General features: G+C 71.8%; 17 protein-coding genes. 6 read left to right on the top strand and 11 right to left on the bottom strand.

The window, feature by feature from the left end; all coding sequences use genetic code 11:
* Positions 1 to 27: 27 nt before the first annotated feature.
* From ASD16_RS14135 to ASD16_RS14170, 8 genes are all read right to left on the bottom strand, one after another.
* The gene (locus tag ASD16_RS14135; RefSeq protein WP_055918659.1) at positions 28 to 552 is read right to left on the bottom strand and encodes a GNAT family N-acetyltransferase; all 525 of its coding nucleotides are present in this window, start codon (positions 550 to 552) and stop codon (positions 28 to 30) included.
* Positions 553 to 616: 64 nt separating this feature from the next.
* Complete coding sequence (locus ASD16_RS14140; protein ID WP_157453951.1) at positions 617 to 1303, bottom strand: DUF624 domain-containing protein; 687 nt, start codon at positions 1301 to 1303, stop codon at positions 617 to 619.
* Entirely contained in the window at positions 1300 to 2811 is a 1512-nt protein-coding gene (locus ASD16_RS14145) for a xylan 1,4-beta-xylosidase (RefSeq protein ID WP_055918662.1), read from the bottom strand. The genes ASD16_RS14140 and ASD16_RS14145 overlap by 4 nt, the downstream gene beginning before the upstream one ends.
* Entirely contained in the window at positions 2808 to 4820 is a 2013-nt protein-coding gene (locus ASD16_RS14150) for a beta-galactosidase (RefSeq protein ID WP_055918664.1), read from the bottom strand. Before ASD16_RS14150 ends, ASD16_RS14145 begins: the two co-directional genes overlap by 4 nt.
* Before the next feature lie 64 nt (positions 4821 to 4884).
* The gene (locus ASD16_RS14155) at positions 4885 to 6552 is read right to left on the bottom strand and encodes an extracellular solute-binding protein (protein ID WP_055918666.1); all 1668 of its coding nucleotides are present in this window, start codon (positions 6550 to 6552) and stop codon (positions 4885 to 4887) included.
* Between the two features lie 37 nt (positions 6553 to 6589).
* Complete coding sequence (locus ASD16_RS14160; protein ID WP_200942961.1) at positions 6590 to 7498, bottom strand: carbohydrate ABC transporter permease; 909 nt, start codon at positions 7496 to 7498, stop codon at positions 6590 to 6592.
* A complete protein-coding gene (locus tag ASD16_RS14165; protein WP_082570891.1) occupies positions 7492 to 8532 on the bottom strand; it encodes a sugar ABC transporter permease in 1041 nt (346 codons plus the stop codon). The genes ASD16_RS14160 and ASD16_RS14165 overlap by 7 nt, the downstream gene beginning before the upstream one ends.
* Positions 8529 to 10838 (bottom strand): glycoside hydrolase family 3 N-terminal domain-containing protein, encoded by a 2310-nt coding sequence (locus ASD16_RS14170; RefSeq protein ID WP_055918668.1) that lies wholly within the window; start codon positions 10836 to 10838, stop codon positions 8529 to 8531. Before ASD16_RS14170 ends, ASD16_RS14165 begins: the two co-directional genes overlap by 4 nt.
* 251 nt (positions 10839 to 11089) lie before the next feature.
* On the opposite strand from ASD16_RS14170, the gene ASD16_RS14175 reads away from it, so the two are divergent.
* The gene (locus ASD16_RS14175; RefSeq protein WP_055918670.1) at positions 11090 to 12169 is read left to right on the top strand and encodes a LacI family DNA-binding transcriptional regulator; all 1080 of its coding nucleotides are present in this window, start codon (positions 11090 to 11092) and stop codon (positions 12167 to 12169) included.
* A 2-nt stretch (positions 12170 to 12171) separates the two neighbouring features.
* Positions 12172 to 13140 carry an acetylxylan esterase gene (locus ASD16_RS14180; RefSeq protein ID WP_055918673.1) on the top strand — a complete coding sequence of 323 codons (969 nt, stop codon included), beginning with the start codon at positions 12172 to 12174 and terminating at the stop codon, positions 13138 to 13140.
* A gap of 20 nt (positions 13141 to 13160) precedes the next feature.
* Here ASD16_RS14180 and mgrA read toward each other — a convergent pair whose 3' ends face one another.
* The gene (gene mgrA / locus ASD16_RS14185; protein WP_055918676.1) at positions 13161 to 14186 is read right to left on the bottom strand and encodes an L-glyceraldehyde 3-phosphate reductase; all 1026 of its coding nucleotides are present in this window, start codon (positions 14184 to 14186) and stop codon (positions 13161 to 13163) included.
* Positions 14187 to 14214: 28 nt separating this feature from the next.
* Here mgrA and ASD16_RS14190 point away from each other — a divergent pair, with 28 nt between their 5' ends.
* On the top strand, positions 14215 to 14676 hold the full coding sequence (locus ASD16_RS14190; protein WP_055918679.1) for a tRNA (cytidine(34)-2'-O)-methyltransferase: 462 nt from the start codon (positions 14215 to 14217) through the stop codon (positions 14674 to 14676).
* A gap of 9 nt (positions 14677 to 14685) precedes the next feature.
* On the opposite strand, the gene ASD16_RS14195 is transcribed toward ASD16_RS14190, so the two are convergent.
* Positions 14686 to 16284 carry a beta-1,3-glucanase family protein gene (locus tag ASD16_RS14195; protein WP_055918683.1) on the bottom strand — a complete coding sequence of 533 codons (1599 nt, stop codon included), beginning with the start codon at positions 16282 to 16284 and terminating at the stop codon, positions 14686 to 14688.
* A gap of 186 nt (positions 16285 to 16470) precedes the next feature.
* On the opposite strand from ASD16_RS14195, the gene ASD16_RS14200 reads away from it, so the two are divergent.
* The 3 genes from ASD16_RS14200 to ASD16_RS14210 all read left to right on the top strand — a co-directional run bounded on the left by ASD16_RS14200 (position 16471) and on the right by ASD16_RS14210 (position 19885).
* Positions 16471 to 18198 carry a gamma-glutamyltransferase family protein gene (locus tag ASD16_RS14200; RefSeq protein WP_200942985.1) on the top strand — a complete coding sequence of 576 codons (1728 nt, stop codon included), beginning with the start codon at positions 16471 to 16473 and terminating at the stop codon, positions 18196 to 18198.
* 97 nt (positions 18199 to 18295) lie between these two features.
* Positions 18296 to 19165 carry an amidohydrolase gene (locus ASD16_RS14205; protein ID WP_055918689.1) on the top strand — a complete coding sequence of 290 codons (870 nt, stop codon included), beginning with the start codon at positions 18296 to 18298 and terminating at the stop codon, positions 19163 to 19165.
* A gap of 24 nt (positions 19166 to 19189) precedes the next feature.
* On the top strand, positions 19190 to 19885 hold the full coding sequence (locus ASD16_RS14210; RefSeq protein ID WP_055918691.1) for a FadR/GntR family transcriptional regulator: 696 nt from the start codon (positions 19190 to 19192) through the stop codon (positions 19883 to 19885).
* Here the strand turns inward: ASD16_RS14210 and ASD16_RS14215 are convergent.
* Positions 19882 to 20904: a LacI family DNA-binding transcriptional regulator gene (locus ASD16_RS14215; RefSeq protein WP_055918694.1), complete on the bottom strand. Its 1023-nt coding sequence runs from the start codon at positions 20902 to 20904 to the stop codon at positions 19882 to 19884. The genes ASD16_RS14210 and ASD16_RS14215 overlap by 4 nt on opposite strands.
* Positions 20905 to 20987: the final 83 nt, after the last annotated feature.

Genomic DNA, 20987 nt, shown 5'->3' on the forward strand with positions numbered 1-20987 from the left:
GGGAGCTGTGCAACAAAGCAGCTCCGATCACGACTCTCTGACGGTCAGCAGGCTCTGGCCATGGACCGACGTGCGCTCGACCCGGCCCGTCTCACGGAACCCGAGCTTGGCCAGGACGCGTCGCGACGCAACGTTCCAGTCCCAGACCCCGGCCCACAGCCGGAGGATGCCCGACTCGGTCGCCCAGGCGACGACGGCCCGGCCCGCCTCGGTCGCGTAGCCGGAGCCGTGCGCCGCGCGCAGGAGCTCGTAGGCCAGCTCCGGCTCGTCGGGCGGACCGTCCCCGCGGGCCGTCAGCCCGCAGTACCCGATGACGTCGCCCGAGTCCTTCCGCTCCACCGCGAGCAGTCGGAGACCCGGCCCCTCGGCGCGGATCTGGGCCGCGATCTCGTCCACCGTGGGCCGACCCTGGGCATCGATCCGCCGATGGGCCGGCACCCGCTCGTCCCGCTCGGTCCACAGCCGGCGAAAGATGTCGGCCTCATCGACGCGGCGGTGCCGAAGGACGAGTCGATCGGTCTCCAGGGCATCAGGAGGGCGGATCAACGACATCGCTCGATCATGCACCGGCCCGGTGCCCATGAACGACCTGAGCGCACGCCGCCGCATCGGCCGATCAGGCGGTGAACTGCGCCTCCGCGGCCGCCACGACCGGCGCAGCGGTGCACGCGTACAGGTAGGTCAGCGGCGCGGCGAGCAGGACGACGAGCCAGTCGGAGACGAAGGCGAGCGCCGCGACGAGCACCAGGATCGACACGTAGCCCAGCGTCACCAGGAACTTGCCCGCCACGAAGTACGCACCAAGCCGGGCGACGTCGCGGGTGCGGAACGAGAACAGTGCGCTGAGCACCAGGGCGTGGCCGGCCCAGAGCACGACGAGCAGTGCGACCGCCCCCAGCGCGACCCCGAGGACCGGCGGGAGGCCGGCTGCGCCCAGGTGCGTGACGTTGACGGCGATGATGCCGAGGATCCCGAGGGTCGGGACCCACCACCGCAGCACGTCGAGCACGTCGAGCCGGTAGCCGCGCCAGAAGTGCCGCGCCGGGGACAGGTCACGGTCCCGGCCGAACACCCGCCACGCGAACACGGCCGCCGCCACCGCCGGACCGAACGGCACGCACGCCAGCGCGACGAGCGGCAGGTTGCTGGCGTCCCGGTCGAGCAGCAGCAGGAGCACGAGCCCGGGCGCCGAGGTCAGGACCAGCATCCCCTCGACCGCGAGGAACCAGTAGACGACGGCCGACCAGCGCGAGAGGGCACCGGAACCGAGCTCGTCGTCGGGCTTCGTCGCCATGGTGGTCATCCCACCACGTCCTGCCCGAGCAGCCGCCTGTCGTCCAGCCCCGGGTGCTCGTCGGGGGTCACGGGCAGGAGCTCGACCAGGGTGACCTCGTGCTGGCCGAGAACGAGGTCGAGGTCCACGTGCCCGTCGACCGCGGCGAGCGAGTAGTGCCGGAGGGCGGGCGCGGACGCGTCGCGGAGCAGGTCCAGCACGCGCTCGGACGGGTTCCGCGGCCGGCCGAGCTCACGCCACGCGGTCCAGGCGTTGCCTTCCGTCTCGTTCACGGAGCGTCGGACGACTGCCACGTCCGAAGCGACGGGAAGTCGCAGCCTCACCTCATGGCTCGCGGGCGCGGAGCCATAGGGCCCATCGTCGGAACCCCCCACCGGCTGCCACGCCAGCACCGTCACGCGACCGTCGTCGTCGCGGCACACGAGGTGGTCCTCCCCGCGCGCCAGCACCGAGCGACCCAGGCGGGCCATGAACGCGTACAGGTGGTAGGTCGGCTTGCGGAGCTGGCGGTGGGTGAGCAGACCGAAGCCGCCGTGGAACAGCGAGGTCGGGATGTCGGCCTCCTCGAACACGTCGCAGAAGGTCCAGTAGGAGAACGAGTCGACCAGGTCGCCGCCGCCTGCCAGCACGGGTGCCAGGTAGGCGGCGTTCCACGCGGTGTCGTGCACCGGGTTGTCCGGGCGGTAGGACGTGTTGAACTCGCTGATGTGGACCGGCAGGCCCGCGAGCGCGGTGCCCTCGAGGTGGCGGCGGGGCGCGTCGAACTGGTCGAGCAGCTCCTGGGGCCGCTCGAACGTCTGGTACACGCCGAACGGCACCTTCTGGACGGGTCCCGACGAGTACGCGTGCCGGCTGACGAAGTCGATGGGCACGTCCCGCGCCGCGACGAAGTCGGCGAACGGCGCCCACCACTCGTCGGACCCCGGAGACAGCACCGGGCCGCCCACCTGCAGCGACGCGTCGACGTCCTTGACCGCGCGGGCGGTCACCTCGTACAGCCGGTGGTAGGCGGCCTGGTCGGCGCCCTCCCAGAACACGGTCAGGTTCGGTTCGTTCCACACCTCGATCGGCCAGGTGCGGACCTCCTCCAGTCCGTAGCGGTCGATCAGGTGCCGCAGCACGGCGCGGACCAGCGCGGCCCAGTCGTCGTGCGAGCGCGGCGGTGTCACGTTGCCCTTCCACCAGAACACCGTCTGGTCGCCGGACGCCATCGCCGAGGGCATGAAGCCGAGCTCGAGGAAGGGCTTGAGGCCCACCCGCAACCAGGAGTCGACCACCTGGTCGACGTAGGTGAACGTGTACCGGGTCACGCCCTGCGACTCGCGCAGCACCCCCATGTCGTCGGACAGCAGGCCGTGGCCGCGGATGTAGCGGAACCCGATCTCGCGCTGCACCAGCGCCGCGGACTCCTGGTAGTCGGCGCGCAGGGCGAGGTTGAGGCGCCCCGTGCCGACGCACTCGCGCCACGCGTCGGGGAGCGGTCCGGTCGGCTCGGTGGGGATCTGGACACGGTTCATGAGAGGACGAGCACCTCCGTCGGGGACAGGGTCAGGGTCTGGCCGGGCTCGATGCGTCGGCCGGTGAGCAGGTCGGTGCCGGTGACCTCGGACGTCACCGTCACCGGGTCGGCGCCGTGGTGCAGGACGAAGCGGTGCAGGACACCCTCCGGGGAGACGCGGTCCGCGATCTCGACGCCCTCGGTGTCGGCGTGCGGGCCGACGAGCCCGTGCCGGTCGACCACCCGCCGGACCACGTCCGCGACACCGGCGTCGTCGAGCGCGGTCGCGACGTACCAGGCCTCACCGCTCCCCCGCGTCGCACGGGTGACGGCCGGGGACCCCGCGTAGAAGTCGGCGCCGTACCTCGCGACGACCTCGGTGGAGGAGTCAGGGACGACGATCTCGAACACGTGCCGCGCCTCGTGGACCGAGCCGTCGAGCGCCACCGGGTTGACCACCGAGGGCTGCTGCGCGTCGGTCTCCTCGACCCGCAGGCCCAGCAGGTCCCGCAGCGGACCGGGTGCGTCGGTGAGGAACGCGTTGTCGTCCTCGTCGACCCGCGCGGACAGGAACGTGGCCAGGAGCGTGCCGCCGCGCTCGACCAGCGATGTCAGCCGAGCCGGCAGGTCGCCCTTGACCAGGTGCAGCAGGGGCGCGACGACGACGTCGTACCCGCCGAGGTCGGCGGTCACCGGGACGACGTCGAGGGCGACGTTCAGGTTCCACAGCGCGCGGTGGTAGCTGGTCAGCACGTCGAGGTAGCGGACGTTCCGGTTGGGCCCGTCGGACATCTCGACCGCCCACCAGGAGTCCCAGTCGAGCAGCAGCGCGACGCGCGCGGGCGTCCGGGCGCCGAGCGTGGCGTCCCCCAGGCCTGCCAGCTGAGCGCCCAGTGCGGCGACCTCGCGGAACACCCGGGTGTCCGTCCGGCCGGCGTGGTCGAGGACCGCGCCGTGGTACTTCTCGCAGGCGCCGCGCGACTGCCGCAGCTGGAAGAACAGGGTCGCGTCGGCACCGTGCGCCACGGCCTGCCAGGTCCACAGCCCGAGGACGCCCGGGCGCTTCACCGCGTTGACGTCGCGGCTCGCGGTGGTCGACGGGGTCTGCTCCATCACCCAGAACGGTGCGCCGCCGCGCAGCCCCCGCATCGCGCCGTGCGCGAGCGCCATCCGGGCGGCCGTGCGGATCGGCGAGGGGTCCTCGGGCGGGTAGTTGTCCCACGTCGCCAGGTCCAGGTGCTCGGCCCAGCGGTGGTAGTCGACCGGCTGGTACAGGCCCATGAGGTTCGTGGTCACGGGGGTGTGCGGGACGTGCGCGCGGATCGCCGACTTCTCGGCCAGGAAGCCGCCGAGCAGCGCGTCGGACATGAAGCGGCGGTAGTCGAGGGTGATGCCCTGGAACGCGGTGTGGTTCGGTCCGCGCCAGTGCTCGGACAGGGCGGTCGGCGGCTGCACCTGGTCCCAGTCCGTGAAGGTGTGCGACCAGAACGTGGTGTTCCACGCGTCATTGAGCCGCTCCAGCGTCGCGTACCGCTCGCGGAGCCAGACGCGGAACGCCGCCGCGCAGAGGTCGCAGTAGCAGGCGCCGCCGAACTCGTTGCCGACGTGCCACGCGACGATCGCGGGGTTGTCCCCGTACCGCTGCGCCAGCCGGCCGGCGAGCGCCACGGACAGCCGCGCGAACGCCGTCGACGACGGGCAGTGGTTGTGGCGCTGGCCGTACACGTGCCGGCGACCCTCGAAGTCGACCCGGCACGCGTCCGGGTGCGCCCGCGCGAGCCACGGCGGCATCGCGCCGCTCGGCGTCGCCAGCACGATCGAGCGGCCCTGCGCGGTGGCCCGCTCGACGATCGCGTCGAGCCGGGAGAAGTCGTACCGGTCCTCGGCGGGCTGCAGGTGCGCCCACGCGAACACCCCGAGCGTGACCGTGGTGATCCCGGCGAGGTCGAACGCGGCGTAGTCCTCGTCCCAGACCTCGGGGGCCCACTGCTCGGGGTTGTAGTCGCCGCCGTAGTGGATCTGGCTCATCACTCTCCATGGCCTCCGTGGCAGAGACCGGCCCCGCGCAGCACGCGGGGCCGGCCGGTGGTGCTCAGCCCTTGGCGGCGAGCGCCTGGTTGAACGTGTCGACGTACTGGTCGACGTTCAGCCCCTTGAGCTCGGTCTGCCAGTCCTCCCACTCGGACATCGGGCGCTGGCCGAGGATGAACGCGGCCGTGTTCTGGTTGACCGAGTCGTTGAGCGCAGCCTGCCAGAGCGTGATCTGCTCCTGCTGCATCTCGTCCAGGGGTGCGCTCGGGACCAGCGGCAGCTCGGTCTTGTCCGCCATGACGTCGATGAACTCGTTCGTCGCGTCGCTGTTCAGGCTCCGGATCAGCTCGTCCGTCGTGCCGTTGGCCAGCATCCACACGCCGTTGCTGAACCCGAAGTCGGCGTTGAGCTTCTTCGTGCCGGTGGGGTTGACCCCGTTCCAGTCGACGTCGGCCGCGAGCGCCCGGGTGTCGCCGTCCTTGGTGAACGTGGTCCCCTCCACGCCGTACTTGGCGAACTCCAGACCGCTGTCGGAGTAGTACAGCCAGTCCGCGAACTGCAGGAGCGCGAGGAAGTAGGGCTTCTCGGCGGCCTTCGACGAGATCATGAAGCCCGACGCGGCCCGGCCGCCGGCCGCGACGTTGTCCCCGGCGGGGCCCTCGGGCACCCGCATCAGGTGCACCTTGGCCTCGGTGTTGCCGGCGTCGGTGAACGTCTTGGCGTAGCTGGTGATCTCCTGGGTGTTCCCCGAGATGGCGAGCGACTGACCGCTGCCGAACTTCGCCTTGGCGGTGTCGTCGTCCTGCGTGACGGACTCCGGGTCGAGCAGGCCGTCCTTGACCAGGGAGGCGAAGTAGGAGACGAGCTCCTTGTAGCCGTCACCCGAGGCCGCGTAGGAGAACGTCTCGGAGTCCTCGTCGTACACCAGGCCGTTGCCGAAGCCCCAGCCGGCTACCGTGCCGAAGTTCGGTGCCGCGATGTTGAGCGTGGCACCGAGCGGGGTGTTGTTGTTCGTGGACCAGCGGTCCGACATCGGCCACACGCCGGGGTTCGCGTCCTTGATCGTCTCCAGGTCGTCGCGCAGGTCGTCCCAGCTCGCCGGGTCCTCGGTGATCCCCGCCTTCTCCCACACGTCCTGGCGGATCGCGATGGAGTACTGCGGCTGCGGCGACTCGTACAGGCCGGGGAGCATGTAGTACTTGCCGTCGGCCTGCTTGAGGTTGTCGACGTAGGGCTGCAGGTCCCAGTCCTCGATCCGCTGCTGGAAGTTCGGCATGTACTGCACGTAGTCGCTGATGGGCAGCAGCGCACCACCGGACACGAACTGCGTCTCCTGGCCGGGGTAGGTCACGGGGATGAGGTCCGGGGCGTCGCCCGCGCTGATGACGAGCGACTTCTTGGCGTCCCAGTCCGACAGCGGTGCGCTGGTCAGGTCGACGCTCACCTTGGTGTTCTTCTCGAGCTCGGAGAAGAACAGCCAGTCCTCGTTCAGCGGGTAGTTCGGGTGGTCGCGGTACATCACGCCGAACGTGACCGGCTCCGTCGCCTCGAACTGGGTGCCGACGGCGAAGTCGTCCATGGCTCCGACGCGCTGGGCGTCGGGGATGCCGCTGGCGCTGGCCGACGGCTCGTCCGTCGACCCGCCGCCCGACGAGCATGCCGCGGTGAGCGTGAGCGCGAGCACCGCGACGGACGCCGCCGCCCCGACGCGCTTCCTGGTGGTCCTCATGGGTTCTCCTCGTTGAGAAAGATGTGGAGGGGTGGGATTACTGCTTCACCGCGCCGAGCATCACGCCCGACACGAAGTACCTCTGGAGGAACGGGTAGAGGCAGATGATGGGCAGGACCGTGAGGAGCATCGTCACGGACTGCACGTTGGCGCCGATCTGGGTGAGGTTGTCCGTGCCGCCGCCCTGGATCGAGGTGCCGCCGGTGACGCCCGCCATGAGGTTGCGCAGGTAGACGGTCACCGGGTAGAGGTTCGGGTCGTCCATGTACAGGAACGCGCCGAACCAGCCGTTCCAGAACGAGACCGCGTAGAACAGCAGCATCGTCGCCACCACGGCCTTGCTCAGCGGGAGCACGACCTTGAAGAACACGCCGTAGGTGCTCATGCCGTCGATCGAGGCGGCCTCCTCGAGCTCGCTCGGGAAGTTCTCGAAGAACGACTTCATGACCAGCAGGTTGAAGATGCTGATGGCGTTGGGCAGGACGATCGCCCAGAGCGTGTTCCGGAACCCGAGCTGGCTGATGAGGATGTAGTTCGGGATGAGGCCGCCGTTGAAGAACATGGTGGCCACGGCGACGCCGATGAAGAACTTGCGCCCCTTGAGGTGGTGCTTGGACAGCGCGTACGCGTACGTGGTGGTCAGGGCCATCGCGATGGCCGTGGCGATCACCGTGTACTCGAGGGTGTTGCGGTAGTTGCGCCAGAACATCGAGTCCCCCAACACCACCTGGAACGTGGTGAGGTTGAACCCGCGCGGGATCAGGTTGACCTGTCCCGAGTTGATGTAGCCCTCGGAGCTGAACGCCTGGGCGACGATGTTGACGAACGGGTACAGGACGAGGGCCGCGACGATGATCAGGACCGCAGCGTTGACCCAGCGGAAGGTGCGGTAGCCGGCGCCGTCCTTGACTCCGGTGCTCTTCGGGAGGGCAAGGTCGGTCACCACAGGCTCGCCCCCACGGTCTTCCGGGAGATCGCGTTGGCCGACAGGATCAGCGTCACGCCGATGATGGCCTCGAACAGGCCGATCGCCGTGGCGTAGCTGATGGAGTTGGACACGATCCCGACGCGGTACAGGTACGTGGAGATGACGTCGGCCGTCGAGTAGATCAGCGGGTTGGACAGCAGCAGGATCTTCTCGAAGCCCACCGCCATGAACGTCCCGATGTTGAGGATGAGCAGCACGATCATGGTCGGGCGGATGCCCGGCAGGGTGATGTGCCACGTCTGCTGCCACCGGTTCGCGCCGTCGATCCGGGCCGCCTCGTAGAGCTGCTCGTCGATCGTCGTGAGCGCCGCGAGGTAGAGGATCGTGCCCCAGCCGACCGTCTGCCAGACCTCGGACGTCAGGTAGATCGTCCGGAACCACGACGGCTCCTGCATGAAGGTGATCGCCTGCCCGCCGGCCGCCTCGATGATCTGGTTGACCGTGCCGTTGACGCTGGTGAGCTGGAAGACGATGCCCGCGACGATGACGACGGACATGAAGTGCGGCAGGTAGGAGATGGTCTGGACGCTGCGCTTGAACCGGCGCGACCGGACCTCGTTGAGCATGAGCGCCAGGACGATCGGCAGCGGGAAGACCACCAGGAGCGTGAGGAACCCGAGGACCACCGTGTTGGTGAACGCGTGCCAGAACTGCTGGTCGTTGATGAACATCCGGACGTAGTAGAGGCCCACCCACTCGTCGCCGAACATGCTGCCGCCGGGGCGGAACCGGCGGAACGCGACGACGTTCCCGAGGATCGGCACGTACCGGAAGATCAGCAGGAAGAGCAGCGGCAGGACCAGGAACGAGTACAGCCGCCAGTCCTTGCGCAGCGCGGTCCGCCAGGTCTGGTGCGCGGCGGGGATGACCGAGCCGTCGTGCGCGACCCAGGTCTGCTTGCGGGGCTTCCGCTTCTTCGTCGGCCTCGTCGGGTCGAGGGCCGGCGCGACGGGCGCCAGCGGCTCGGCCACCGCGGGTTCTGTGAGGCTCATGCGCGCGTCACCTCCAGGGCGTGCAGCGGCACGACGGACACCGCCGTGGTCAGCCGGCGCGTGTGGTCGACGGTCCGGAGGTCGCCGACGAGGCGCAGCGCGAGAACGTCGCTGTCGTCGACGCTGGACCGCGCGACCCGGAGCTCGACGTCGCCCGGCTCGACGATCCGCTCACCCGACCTGCCGGTGAACGCGGTGACGTCGGCGGGGACGGCGAACGTGACGAGTGCCGACTGCCCGGGCTCGAGCTCCACGCGGGCATAGCCGACGAGGCGCACGACGGGCCGGGTCACCTGGGCGACCGGGTCGTGCAGGTACAGCTGCACGACGTCGGCGCCGGCCCGGTCCCCCGTGTTGGTGACGAGGACCTCGACCTCGGCGTCACCGTCGACCGCCCACTCGTCGCTGGTGGCGCGGGCCGACCAGGAGAACGACGTGTAGGACAGGCCGTGGCCGAACGGGAACGCCGCCGTCGGGTCCACCGACGAGACCCCCGAGCGCCGGCCCAGCGGAACCGACAGGTACGTGCCGGGCTGGCCGGAGGCGTCCGCGGGGATGCTGACCGGCAGGCGGCCCGACGGCGACACCGCACCCGTGAGCACCTCCGCGAGCGCCTGCCCGCCGAGCTGGCCGGGGAAGAACGCCTGCACGACCGCGGCGGCGTCGTCGGCGAGCGGCCCGATCGCGTACGGACGCCCGGTGAGCAGCACGAGGACGACCGGTGTCCCCGTGTCGAGCAGCGCCCGGACCAGGTCGGCCTGGACACCCGGCAGGTGCAGGTCGGTGGCGTCGCAGCCCTCGCCCGACGTGCCGCGGCCGAACAGCCCGGCCCGGTCGCCGACGGCCACGACGCACACGTCGGCGTCCCGGGCGGCGGCGACGGCCGCGTCGAACCCCGTGCGGTCGGGGTCGGTGACGTCGCAGCCGCGGGCGTAGGTGACGTTCTCGAGCGCCCCGCGCAACGCGTCGAGGACCGTCGGGATCTCGATGCCGAGCCCGTGCTCCGGGTGGTGCACGCCCACGTGCGCGGGGAACGAGTAGCAGCCGAGCATCGCCATCGGGTCGTCGGCGAGCGGGCCGACGAGGGCGACCCGCGCATCGGGCCGCAGCGGGAGGGCCCGGCTCGGGTTGGTCAGCAGGACGATCGCCTCGCGGGCCAGACGGAGCGCCACGTCGCGGCTCTCCTCGTCGTCGAGGACGGGGTTCGCGTCCGCCAGGGGTGACCAGTCGGCGTCGAGCAGGCCGAGCTCGGCCTTCTGCGTCAGGACGCGCCGGAGCGCCCGGTCCACCAGCGCCTCGTCGACGTCTCCTCGGGCCACCGCGTCCCGCAGCGGCTCGCCGTAGCAGTGCACGCTGGGCAGCTCCACGTCGACGCCCGCCGCGAGCGCCAGCGCCGCGGCCTCCCCCTCGGACCCCGCCACGCCGTGCAGCGTCTGCAGGAACCGGATGCCGAAGTAGTCCGCGACGACCGTCCCTGTGAACCCCCACCGGTCGCGCAGGACGGTGGTGAGCAAGGTGCTGTCCGCCGCGGACGGGACCCCGTCGAGCTCGGCGTAGGAGTGCATGACGGACCGCGCGCCGCCGTCGCGGACCGCCATCTCGAACGGGGGCAGGATCACGTCGGCCAGCTCGCGCGGACCGATCGAGACGGGTGCCAGGTTGCGTCCCGCGCGGCTGGCCGAGTAGCCCGCGAAGTGCTTCAGCGTGGCGACGACGCCTGCGCCCTCGAGGCCCCGGACGTAGGCGGTGCCGACCGTGCCGACGAGGTACGGGTCCTCACCGATCGTCTCCTCGGTCCGCCCCCAGCGGTAGTCGCGCGTCACGTCGAGGACGGGTGCGAGTCCCTGGTGCACCCCGGCGGCACGCATCGAGGCGCCGATCCGGGCGGCCATCTCCTCCACCAGCCCCGGGTCGAAGCTCGCGCCCCAGGACAGCGGCACCGGGTAGGCGGTGGCGCCGAAGGCCGCGAACCCCGTGAGGCACTCCTCGTGCACGAGGGCGGGGATGCCCCACCGGTTGGCCGCGACGATCTCGGCCTGCGAGGTGGCCAGCGACCGCGCGCCGGCGGCGGGGTCGACCGGTGCGGAGCCGTACGGGCGGGTCAGCTGGCCGAGCCCGTCGCGGATGACCTCGGACCAGCCGAGGCCGTCCTCGGTCATCTCGGACTGGTGCGGGGCGACGCCGGCGCCGCCGGCGTCGGCTCCGACCCACAGGCCGACGAGCTGCGAGAGCTTCTCCTCGAGGGTCATCGTGGCGACCAGGTCGTCGACCCGGGCCTGCCGCTGCGTGGTGTCGTGCGCCGTCATCCGACCTGTCCACCTCCTCGTCTCACAGCCTTGTGAGCGCCGAAAGTATCGACTGCGTTGTCGATATCTGCCGGTGACGGACGTTAGGCGCCCGCACGAGACCCTGGCAATCCGGACGGGAACTTTGGCAAACGTTTCTCATTCGGGCGGCTGCTGGCAGGGGATGAGATCTCCGGACACTGCTGGGCGGAGCACCTGGTCAGTGCTACGTTCGGCCGATAGTTGCGACGAGCAGACCGGGACCACCCACCATGACGACCACCAGCGCCAACGACGCCGACGCCGCTCCCGACGACGAGGTGACCGGTGCCGAGGTCCCTGGGAGCACCGCGACGATCGCCCTGATCGCCGCCGAGGCGGGCGTCTCCATCCCGACGGTGTCCAAGGTGCTCAACGGCCGCACCGACGTCGCCGCGGTCACCCGCGCGCGCGTCGAAGAGGTCATCGACCGCTACCAGTACCGCCGCCGCCGGGGTCGCGCGCAGACCGGACCTGGCCTGCTCGACCTCGTCTTCCACGAGCTCGACGCCGGCTGGTCCGTGCAGATCATCAAGGGCGTCGAGTCCGTCGCCGGACCCGAACGCCTGGGCGTCGTGCTCTCGGAGCTGGGCGGCGCGCACCGGCCCCGCCAGGAGTGGCTCGACGACGTGCTGGCCCGCCGGCCGCGCGGCGTCATCCTCGTCCTGTCCGACCTCGACCCCGCCCAGCGCCGCCAGCTGGAGACCCGCTCGATCCCGTTCGTCGTCGTCGACACCGCCGGCGAGCAGCCCGCGGGCGTCCCGACCGTCGGCTCGGCCAACTGGGCGGGCGGCCTCGCGGCCACCCGTCACCTCCTCGGCCTCGGTCACCGCAAGATCGCCGTCGTGTCCGGCCCGGTGGACGTGCTCTGCAGCCGTGCGCGCATCGACGGGTACCGCACCGCGCTCGACGAGGCCGGCGTCGCGGTGGACCCCGGGCTCGTCCGGTACGGCGACTTCTTCGTCGGCGGCGGCTACACGCACGGCATGGACCTGCTCGACCGGCCCGACCGGCCGACCGCGATCTTCGCCGGCTCCGACTTCCAGGCGCTCGGCGTGCTCCGCGCCGCCCGCGAGCTGGGCCTGCGGGTGCCCCAGGACCTGTCCGTCGTAGGCTACGACGACCTGCCCGTCACCGAGTGGATCGGCCCCCCGCTCACCACCGTCCACCAGCCGCTCTACGAGATGGCTGCCACGGCCACCCGCATGGTGCTCGGCATGGCCCGCGGCGAGGCACCGGCCAACCCGCGCATCGAGCTGGGCACCGAGCTGGTGATCCGCGAGAGCACCGCACCGCCCGCGACGGTGGCCTGACCGTGGCACTGTTCGACCTCCCGCTCGACCAGCTCGAGCGCTACCGGTCCTGCGTCCCCGAGCCCGGCGACTTCGACGCGTTCTGGTCGTCGACCGTCCGTGAGGCGCGCCGGCACGAGGTCCTGGTCGACGTCGTCCCCGTGGCCACCGGGCTCACGCTCGTCGAGACGTGGGACGTGACGTTCGCGGGGTTCGACGGGCACCCCGTGCGCGCCTGGTACACCCGGCCCGCCGGTGTGTCCTCGGACCTGCCCGCCGTCGTCGAGTACCTCGGGTACGGACGGGGTCGTGGGCTGCCGCAGGAGCGGCTGACCTGGCCCTCGGCCGGATACGCGCACCTGCTCATGGACACCCGCGGCCAGGGCGGCCAGTACGGCTCCGGCGGCGACACCCCCGACCCCGTCGGCTCCGACCCGGCCGCCCCCGGCTTCGTCACGCGCGGCATCCTCGACCCCGCGACGTACTACTACCGCCGCGTCCTGGTCGACGCCGTCCGCGCGGTCGACGCCGCCCGCGCCCTGCCCGGCGTCTCGCACGTCGCCGCCGTCGGAAACAGCCAGGGCGGCGGGATCGCGCTCGCCGTCGCAGGGCTGGTCCCCGACCTGGCTGCCGTGATGGTCAGCGCGCCGTTCCTCTGCGACATCCCGCGCGCCCTGGCGATCACCGACGCCGACCCGTACGGCGAGATCGTCCGGTACCTCGCGGTCCACCGCGGCGCCGCCGACCAGGCGATGCGGACGCTGTCGTACGTCGACGGCGTCCACCACGCCCGCCGCGCGACCGCCCCCGCCCTGTTCGCGACGGGCCTGCGCGACACGATCTGCCCGCCGTCGACGGTCTTCGCCGCCCACAACGCGTACGCGGCGGACCGGGAGATCGCGGTCTACCCGTACAACCACCACGAGGGCGGCGAGGCCCACCACACAGCCCGCCAGCTCACGTGGCTGGCGGCCAGGCTCCCCCGCCCCTGACCAGCCCGGTGCGGCTCGGGCTAGCGGCCCGTGCCGTCGACGGCGTGCGGGTCGATCGACGCGATCTCGTCGGCCGTCAGCGGCGCGGCGCTCAGGGCCTTGACGTTGTCCTCGAGCTGCGCCACCGAGCTGGCGCCGACGAGCGCCGAGGTGATGCGGGCGTCGCGCAGCACCCAGGACAGGGCCAGCTGCGCGAGGGACTGCCCACGACCGGCGGCGATCTCGTTGAGTGCTCGCGCGCGGGACAGGTAGGTCTCGGACAGGGCGGTCGGCTTGAGGAAGTGGCCGACGGCCGCGCGGGAGTCGGCGGGCACGTCGCCGGACAGGTACCGCCCGGTGAGCAGACCCTGCGCCAGCGGGGAGAACACGATGGTGCCGATCCCGAGGTCGCCGACCACGTCGAGCAGGCTCTCGGTCTGGCCGTCGGCCACGTTCTCGATGTGCCGGTTGAACATCGAGTAGCTGGGCTGGTGGATGAGCAGCGGGGTACCGAGGTCGGCGAGGACCTGCTGCGCGACCCGCGTCTGCGCCGGCGTGTAGTTGGAGATGCCCGCGTACAAGGCCTTCCCGCTGGTCACGGCGGTGTGCAGGGCACCCATCGTCTCCTCGACCGGCACCGACGGGTCGGGGCGGTGGGAGTAGAAGATGTCGACGTAGTCCACCCCGATGCGCGTCAGGGACTGGTCCAGCGAGGACAGCAGGTACTTGCGCGAGCCGCCGTCGCCGTACGGGCCGGGCCACATGTCGTAGCCGGCCTTGGAGGAGATGACGAGCTCGTCGCGGTACGGGCGCAGGTCGCTGCTGAGGATGCGGCCGAAGTTCTCCTCCGCGGAGCCGTACGGCGGGCCGTAGTTGTTGGCCAGGTCGATGTGCGTGATGCCGAGGTCGAACGCGCGGCGCAGGACGGCACGCTGGGTGTCCAGGGGCGTCGTGTCACCGAAGTTGTGCCAGAGGCCCAGCGACAGGGCCGGCAGGTCGAGCCCGCTGCGGCCGGTCCGGCGGTAGGTCATCGAGTCGTAGCGGGCGTCGTCGGCAGCGAAGGGCATGAGACAACGCTATCCGTAGGATCGCCCCGTGCTGCACGTCGCGTTCTTCGAGCCCCGCATCCCCGGCAACACCGGCAGCGCCATCCGGCTGGCAGCCGGCACCGGCTCGACGCTGCACCTGGTGGAGCCGCTCGGGTTCGACCTGTCGGAGGCCAAGCTGCGGCGCGCCGGGCTGGACTACCACGACCTCGCGCACGTGGTGGTGCACAAGAACCTCGAGGCCCTGCTGGCCGAGGTGCCGGGACGCGTGTACGCCTTCACCACCCACGCGACGCAGCACCACACCGACCTCGCGTACCGCGCGGACGACGTGCTCCTGTTCGGGCCGGAGCCGACGGGGCTGCCCGCCGACGTCCTGGAGCACCCCCGGATCACCGGCCAGGTGCGCATCCCGATGCTCCCGGGCCGGCGGTCCATGAACCTGTCGAACGCCGCAGCTGTCGCCACGTACGAGGCGTGGCGACAGCTGGGCTTCGAGGGCGGCGTCTAGCTGGTCGTCCTAACCCAGCTTCCACTTCTGGGCGTTGGCGCCGTTGCAGTCCCAGATCTGGACCTGCGTGCCGGGCGTCGTGGAGTGCCCGGGGTTGTCCAGGCACCGGTTCGACGCGGGGTTGTAGTAGCCGCCGTTCTGCGGGATCCAGACCTGCGCGCCGGTGCCGTTGCAGTCGTAGAGCTGGACCTTGGTGCCGTTGGCGGTGCCGCCGCCGGTGATGTCGAGGCACTTGCCCTGGACGCGCAGCGTGGTGCCGGCCTGCACGAAGGTCCACTTCTGGGCGACCGTGCCGTTGCAGCCCCAGATCTGGATCTTGTTGCCGTTGGCGGTGTTCTGCGCGCTGTTGTCCAGGCACATGCCGTTGGCGTTCACCAGCGCGCTGCCGCTACCGGTGGGTGGCGGGTTCGTCGTGCCACCTCCGGTGAACGGCTGGATGATCAGCCCGGCCGCGGACGGGGAGCCGTCGTGCACCAGCGACTCGAAGTTGCCGACGTCGTCGAACGCGAACGCGTACGCCTTCCCGTCGGCCATGTTCGCGTGGATGACCCGCGCGTACTGGTTGGTCGGGTTGCTCTTGTAGAACGCCGACGCGTCCGTGCTCGGCTGGGTGTCGACCGTGCCGAGGGTGCCGCGGTTGAGGGCGGCGCACAGGGTGCGGGCGATGGGGCCGACGACGAGGTCGTTCGGGGCGTGCAGCGCACCGTCGCAACCCCACACGTCCGCGCTGCTGGGCCGGCTGAACGACGCCACCTGCCCGCCGGAGCTGTTGGTGAACGTCATCGTGGTGCCCGAGGTGCGGCCGAAGTACTTGAGGTTGGGCTGGTCGCCGAACGGCACGACCGTGAGCGTCTTGCCGGTGTACGCGTTCCACGCCGACGCGATGTACGGGTCGAGGTAGGTCGCGCTCATCAGACCCGCACCCGCCGCCTTGCCGGGGGCGAGCACCCGCAGGACCGTGCCGTCGGAACGCTTCACGACGGTGTTCGCCCAGCCGGACTGGGCGGCGATCTGGTTGATCGTGCTGTCGCGGCCGTTGGCGACAAGGTCGCCGGACCGCCGGGTGCCCTGCGCACCGGTCACCGTGACGGTGTGCGGCACGGCGAACATGTCGACCTGCGAGCTGTTCAGCCACAGGCCGGCGTCGTTGTACGTGAACTCGCTCCAGTCGAACAGGATCTGGTGGTTGGCGTCCCCGCTCGCCCACGGAGCCGGCTGGACGAGCCCGTCGGGCGTGAGGAAGAACTTCAGCTTCTCCCCGAGCGAGAAGTACACCCGGCCGGACAGTCCGCGCGGCACCTGGATGGTGGTGCTGCCGCCGTTGCCCGGTCCGGCGATGGCCACGTCGGGCGCCGCCGACGGCGGGTTCGAACCCGCCGGCCACGCGGTGAACGTGCCGCCCGCGTTGACGTAGCCGAGCCGGCCGGTGCTCAGGTTGGTGCCGAGCACGTACACGTAGACCGCCTCACCGCGGCCGCTCGAGTTGGTGATGGTCAGCGGCAGCCGGTCGGGGCCGACCGCCTGCGCTCCTGCGGCCGCAGCCACCATCGTCGTCACGGCGACCGCGAGCGCGCTGAGCGCACCGATCACCCGTCTGCTGGTCGTCATTGACCCGCTCCTTCATCCTGTGCCGGCTTGCCCCACCCGTGTTGACACGTATCAACACCAGTCGCAGGACCCTATGACTTCCGTGGACGGAAGCGCAACAGCGTCAGCAGGAACGCGCCTGCCGGTGCCGTGGGGCAAGATCGCAAGGTGTTCACCACCCGCCCCGAGCTCGTCGGAACCTTCGGCATGGTCGCCTCCACGCACTGGCTCGCGTCGTCGGTCGGGATGCGGATGCTGGAGGCGGGCGGGAACGCGTTCGACGCCGCGGTGGCCGCCGGCTTCACGCTGAGCGTCGTCGAACCGCACCTGAACGGCCCCGGCGGCGACGCCCCGATCATCGGCCACCGCGCCGCCGACGGGCACACGTTCGTCATCTGCGGGCAGGGCACCGCGCCCGCCGCCGCGACCATCGACGCCTACCGTGACCTGGGCCTGGACCTCGTCCCCGGCACCGGGCACCTCGCCGCCGTGGTCCCCGGGGCGTTCGGCGCCTGGCTCGACCTGCTCGCCCGGTACGGCACCCTCCCCCTCGCCGACGTGCTCGGCCCGGCCATCGGCTACGCGCGCGACGGCTACCCGCTGGTCCGGGCCGCCTCCCGCACGATCGCGACCGTCGCCCAGCACCTCACCGAGCACTGGCCCACGTCTGCCGCCGTCTACCTCCCGCACGGCGAGGTCCCCGCGGCGGGCGGCCGGTTCAGCAACCCCGCGCTGGCCGACACCTTCGAGCGGCTCCTGGTCGGCAGCGGCTCCCGGGAGGCGCAGATCGAGGCGGCCCGGCACGCGTTCTACGAGGGCTTCGTCGCCGAGGCCGTCGACGCGTTCCAGTCGGGCGTCGCCGTGCAGGACTCGTCGGGCCGGCGCCACACCGGTCTGCTGCGGGCCTCCGACCTGGCCGGCTGGCGGGCGACCGAGGAGCCGACGACGTCGCTGCGGTTCGCCGGCCGGACCGTGCACAAGACCGCCGCCTGGGGTCAAGGACCCGTGCTCCTGCAACAGCTCGCGATGCTGGACGCCCTGGGCGTCGGGGACCTCGTGCGCACCAACGACACCGTCGAGCTCGTGCACACCGTGGTCGAGGTGGCCAAGCTCGCGTTCGCCGACCGTGAGGCCTGGTACGGCGACGTGGACGACGTCCCGCTCGACACCTTGCTCTCCGGCGCGTACGCCGCCGAGCGCGCGCGGCTCGTCGGCGCCGACGCCTCCGAGGGACTCCTGCCGGGCTCCCCCGACGGGCGCGTCCCCCGCGTCGCCGCGACCCTGTGGGCGGCTCGCGCACCGTCCGCGCCCGGCGTCGGCGAACCGACCGTCTCGCCGCTCGGCCTGAGTCCCGGCGACACCTGCCACGTGGACGTCGTCGACCGGTGGGGCAACCGCGTGTCGGCGACGCCGTCGGGCGGTTGGCTGCAGTCGAGCCCGGTCGTCCCGGGCCTCGGGTTCGCGCTGCCGACCCGCGCACAGATGTTCTGGCTCGAGCCGGGGCTGCCGGGCAGCCTGGTCCCCGGCAAGCGCCCTCGGACCACGTTGAGTCCCGCGCTGCTGCTCGACGACGATGGTGCGGGCGTCGCGTTCGGCACTCCCGGCGGCGACCAGCAGGACCAGTGGCCCGTGCCGTTCCTGCTGCGTCACCTCGTCGGCGGCGCCGGCCTGCAGGCGTCGATCGACGCGCCGGCGTGGCACTCCACGCACGTACCCGGCTCGTTCTACCCGCGCACCCACACGCCGCGCGGGCTCGTCGCCGAGTCCCGGCTCGGAGCGGACGTGCTCGACGCGCTCGCCGACCGCGGGCACCAGGTGGAGACCGTCGGACCGTGGGAGCTCGGACGGCTCAGCGCAGCCGGGGTGCGGTCGGACGGGCTGCTCGTCGCGGCGGCGAACCCGCGAGGCATGCAGGGCTACGCCGTCGGCAGGTGAGGCAAGTCCTCCGATGACTTGCCGAGTCGATGAGGGTTCGATGAGGGAACCCGTACTGACGGAGCGCAGACATCGGACCACTGTTAGCGTCCGGTCCATGCCCAATGTCGTGGATGCCCACCTCCAGGTGTGGAACCCGGACACCGTGCACTATCCCTGGATGACCGCGGAGAACGCGGGGGTGCACCACACGTACCGGGTCCCGGACATCGAGGACCAGCTGGCCGACGAGGACGTCGCCTGGGTGGTCCTCGTGCAGGCCGCCGACAACCGCGCGGACTCCGAGCTCATGCTCTTCCAGGCCCTCTCGTCCCCCCGGGTCGCCGGGGTCGTGGCATGGGTCCCCCTCGATGCCCCCGACGACGCCGCGACGCAGCTCGACAAGTGGCGCCGGGAGCCGATCGTCGGCATCGGCCACCGGGGACACGACGGCAGGGATCCCGACTGGCTCCTCGACGCCGCCGTCGACGACAGCCTGACCCTCCTGACCGAGCGACGTCTGACCCTGGACCTCACGGCACACACGCCGACGGCGCTGGCCCACGTCGCGACCCTCGCCGAGAACCACCCCAAACTCACCGTCGTCCTGGACCACCTCGGCGCTCCCCCGCTCGCCGCGCTGCGCGCCGGTGACCGGGACCACTGGACGCGCTGGTCCGCCCTGCTCGGGGCCGTCGCGCAGCTGCCGAACGTCGTCGCCAAGCTCTCGGGGCTGAACACCGCGGCCGGCGCCGGCTGGAACCCGGACCACCTGCGGCCCGCCGTCGACCGCGCGCTGGAGGTGTTCGGCCCCGACCGCCTCATGCTCGGCAGCGACTGGCCGTACGCGCTCCTGGAGGGCGACTCGTACGCCCACGTCTGGCACGGTCTGCGCTCGACCGTGGATCAGCTGAGCGACGACGACCGCGCAGCGGTGCTCGGCGGCACGGCCACCGAGGTGTACGGGCTCCCGTTCGACTCCTTCTGACCGCGCGACCGCTAGGTTCGCTCCGTGTCACGTTCCGATGATGTGGTCGACGGCGTCAAGCAGATGATCCTCGACGGGCAGCTGGAGGCAGGGCAGCGGCTGCCTGCCGAGAAGGAGCTCGCCCTCACCCTCGGCGTCTCCCGCGGCTCGCTGCGCGAGGGCGTCCACGCGCTCGGGACGCTCGGCATCCTCGAGTCGCGGCACGGTGACGGCACCTATGTGACCACCCTCGACCCCGCGCTCCTGCTCGCTCCCGTCGGCTTCGTCGCCGAGCTCCAGGACGACGCGTCGGCCTTCCACACGGTCCGGCGCCTGCTGGAGACGGAGGCCGCGGGGCTCGCGGCCCTGCACATCGACGACGCCTCGCTCGCCCGCCTGCGCGTCGCGCTCGACGAGACGGCGCGAGCACTGGTCGAGGTCCCGCTCGACCACGACCGCCTCGTCGACGCCGACCTGGACTTCCACGAGGAGGTCGCCCGCGCGTCCGGCAACCCCGTCCTCGCGGCGCTCGTCGTGGGCCTCGCCGGGCGGGCGTCCCGGACCCGGCTGTGGCGCGGGCTCTGCGACGAGGGCGCGGAGGACCGGGCGTTCGTCGAGCACGAGGCGATCCTCGCGGCCGTCGCCGCGCGGGACCCCGACCGGGCGCGCCTGAGGATGGCGACCCACCTGCTCGGGCTGGAGGACTCGGCGACGGGCGTCTGGGCGCCCGCGAACGCCTAGATCCCCGGCGTCGAGTCCCGCAGCACCACCTGCGTCGGCACGTGCGTCAGCCGGGGCTCGTCGGACGCGTCCGCGAGCGCGAGCTCGGTCGCGGCGATCCCGATGTCGACCAGTGGGATCCGCACGGTCGTGAGCGCGGGGACCACGTCGCGCAGGGTCGAGATGTCGTCGAACCCCGCGAGCGCCACGTCCTGCGGCACCCGGATCCCCGCCTCGCGGCCCGCAGCGAGTGCGCCCAGCGCCATGACGTCGTTGACCGCGAACACCAGCTCCGGCAGCTCACCGCCGCGCAGCAGGGCGCGCATCGCGTCCTCGCCGCCCTCGTGCGTGAACGCGCTCGTGATCACCGCGTCGTCCGGCACCGGGCTGCCCAGCTCGGCGAGCGCCCCGCGGAAGGCGTCGCGCCGCTCGCACGCCGTCAGGTGGTCGGCGGGACCGGCCAGGATCGCGAACCGGCGGTAGCCGCGACCGTGCAGGGCCTTGGCCAGGTCCCCGGCGCCCTGCGCGTTGTCGACCACGATGCTGTCGACGCCCAGGATCGGCTGCCCGATGAGCGCGACGGACCCCCCGACCGAGCGGTAGTCCGCCAGGGCCGCGCGGAGCTCGTCGTTGGTGGCCTCGTCGTCCAGGCGACCACCGGCGATGACGATCGCGCGCGCCCGCTGCCGCTTGAGCAGGTCGACCAGCCCGCTCTCGCGGCTCGGGTCGTGCTGGGTGCTCGCCAGGGTCACCTGCAGGCCGGCGCGGTCGGCAGCGCGGGCGACCCCTGCGGCGATGGAGGAGAAGTACGGGTCCGCGATGTCGTGCACCACGAGGCCCAGCGACGTCGTGCGGCCGCGTGCCATCGCCTGAGCGTTCGCGTCCGGGGTGTACCGGAGCCGGGTCGCCGCGGCGAGCACCCGGTCGCGCAGGTCGGCGCGCACCGTGCGGTTGGCGCTGCCGTTGATCGCCCGGGAGGCGGTGGCGAGGGAGACGCCAGCCTCACGTGCGACGTCGCTGAGGGTCACGGATGCGGCCATGCTCAGGAGGGTAGGCGCTTGCCGGAGGTCGGTGGTCCGTTCGGGGGCGGCACGCCGGTGCATTGGTCGGGAAAGCGGTATCC

The sequence above is a fragment of the Cellulomonas sp. Root485 genome, assembly GCF_001426705.1.
Classification (GTDB): Bacteria; Actinomycetota; Actinomycetes; order Actinomycetales; family Cellulomonadaceae; genus Cellulomonas.

What these genes read in the sequence shown, in the direction of transcription:
- ASD16_RS14135 (WP_055918659.1), bottom strand. Translation starts at nt 552, where the DNA reads ATGTCGTTGATCCGCCCTCCTGATGCCCTGGAGACCGATCGACTCGTC.
- ASD16_RS14140 (WP_157453951.1), bottom strand. Translation starts at nt 1,303, where the DNA reads ATGACCACCATGGCGACGAAGCCCGACGACGAGCTCGGTTCCGGTGCC.
- ASD16_RS14145 (WP_055918662.1), bottom strand. Translation starts at nt 2,811, where the DNA reads ATGAACCGTGTCCAGATCCCCACCGAGCCGACCGGACCGCTCCCCGAC.
- ASD16_RS14150 (WP_055918664.1), bottom strand. Translation starts at nt 4,820, where the DNA reads ATGAGCCAGATCCACTACGGCGGCGACTACAACCCCGAGCAGTGGGCC.
- ASD16_RS14155 (WP_055918666.1), bottom strand. Translation starts at nt 6,552, where the DNA reads ATGAGGACCACCAGGAAGCGCGTCGGGGCGGCGGCGTCCGTCGCGGTG.
- ASD16_RS14165 (WP_082570891.1), bottom strand. Translation starts at nt 8,532, where the DNA reads ATGAGCCTCACAGAACCCGCGGTGGCCGAGCCGCTGGCGCCCGTCGCG.
- ASD16_RS14170 (WP_055918668.1), bottom strand. Translation starts at nt 10,838, where the DNA reads ATGACGGCGCACGACACCACGCAGCGGCAGGCCCGGGTCGACGACCTG.
- ASD16_RS14175 (WP_055918670.1), top strand. Translation starts at nt 11,090, where the DNA reads ATGACGACCACCAGCGCCAACGACGCCGACGCCGCTCCCGACGACGAG.
- mgrA (WP_055918676.1), bottom strand. Translation starts at nt 14,186, where the DNA reads ATGCCCTTCGCTGCCGACGACGCCCGCTACGACTCGATGACCTACCGC.
- ASD16_RS14195 (WP_055918683.1), bottom strand. Translation starts at nt 16,284, where the DNA reads ATGACGACCAGCAGACGGGTGATCGGTGCGCTCAGCGCGCTCGCGGTC.
- ASD16_RS14200 (WP_200942985.1), top strand. Translation starts at nt 16,471, where the DNA reads ATGGTCGCCTCCACGCACTGGCTCGCGTCGTCGGTCGGGATGCGGATG.
- ASD16_RS14205 (WP_055918689.1), top strand. Translation starts at nt 18,296, where the DNA reads ATGCCCAATGTCGTGGATGCCCACCTCCAGGTGTGGAACCCGGACACC.
- ASD16_RS14215 (WP_055918694.1), bottom strand. Translation starts at nt 20,904, where the DNA reads ATGGCCGCATCCGTGACCCTCAGCGACGTCGCACGTGAGGCTGGCGTC.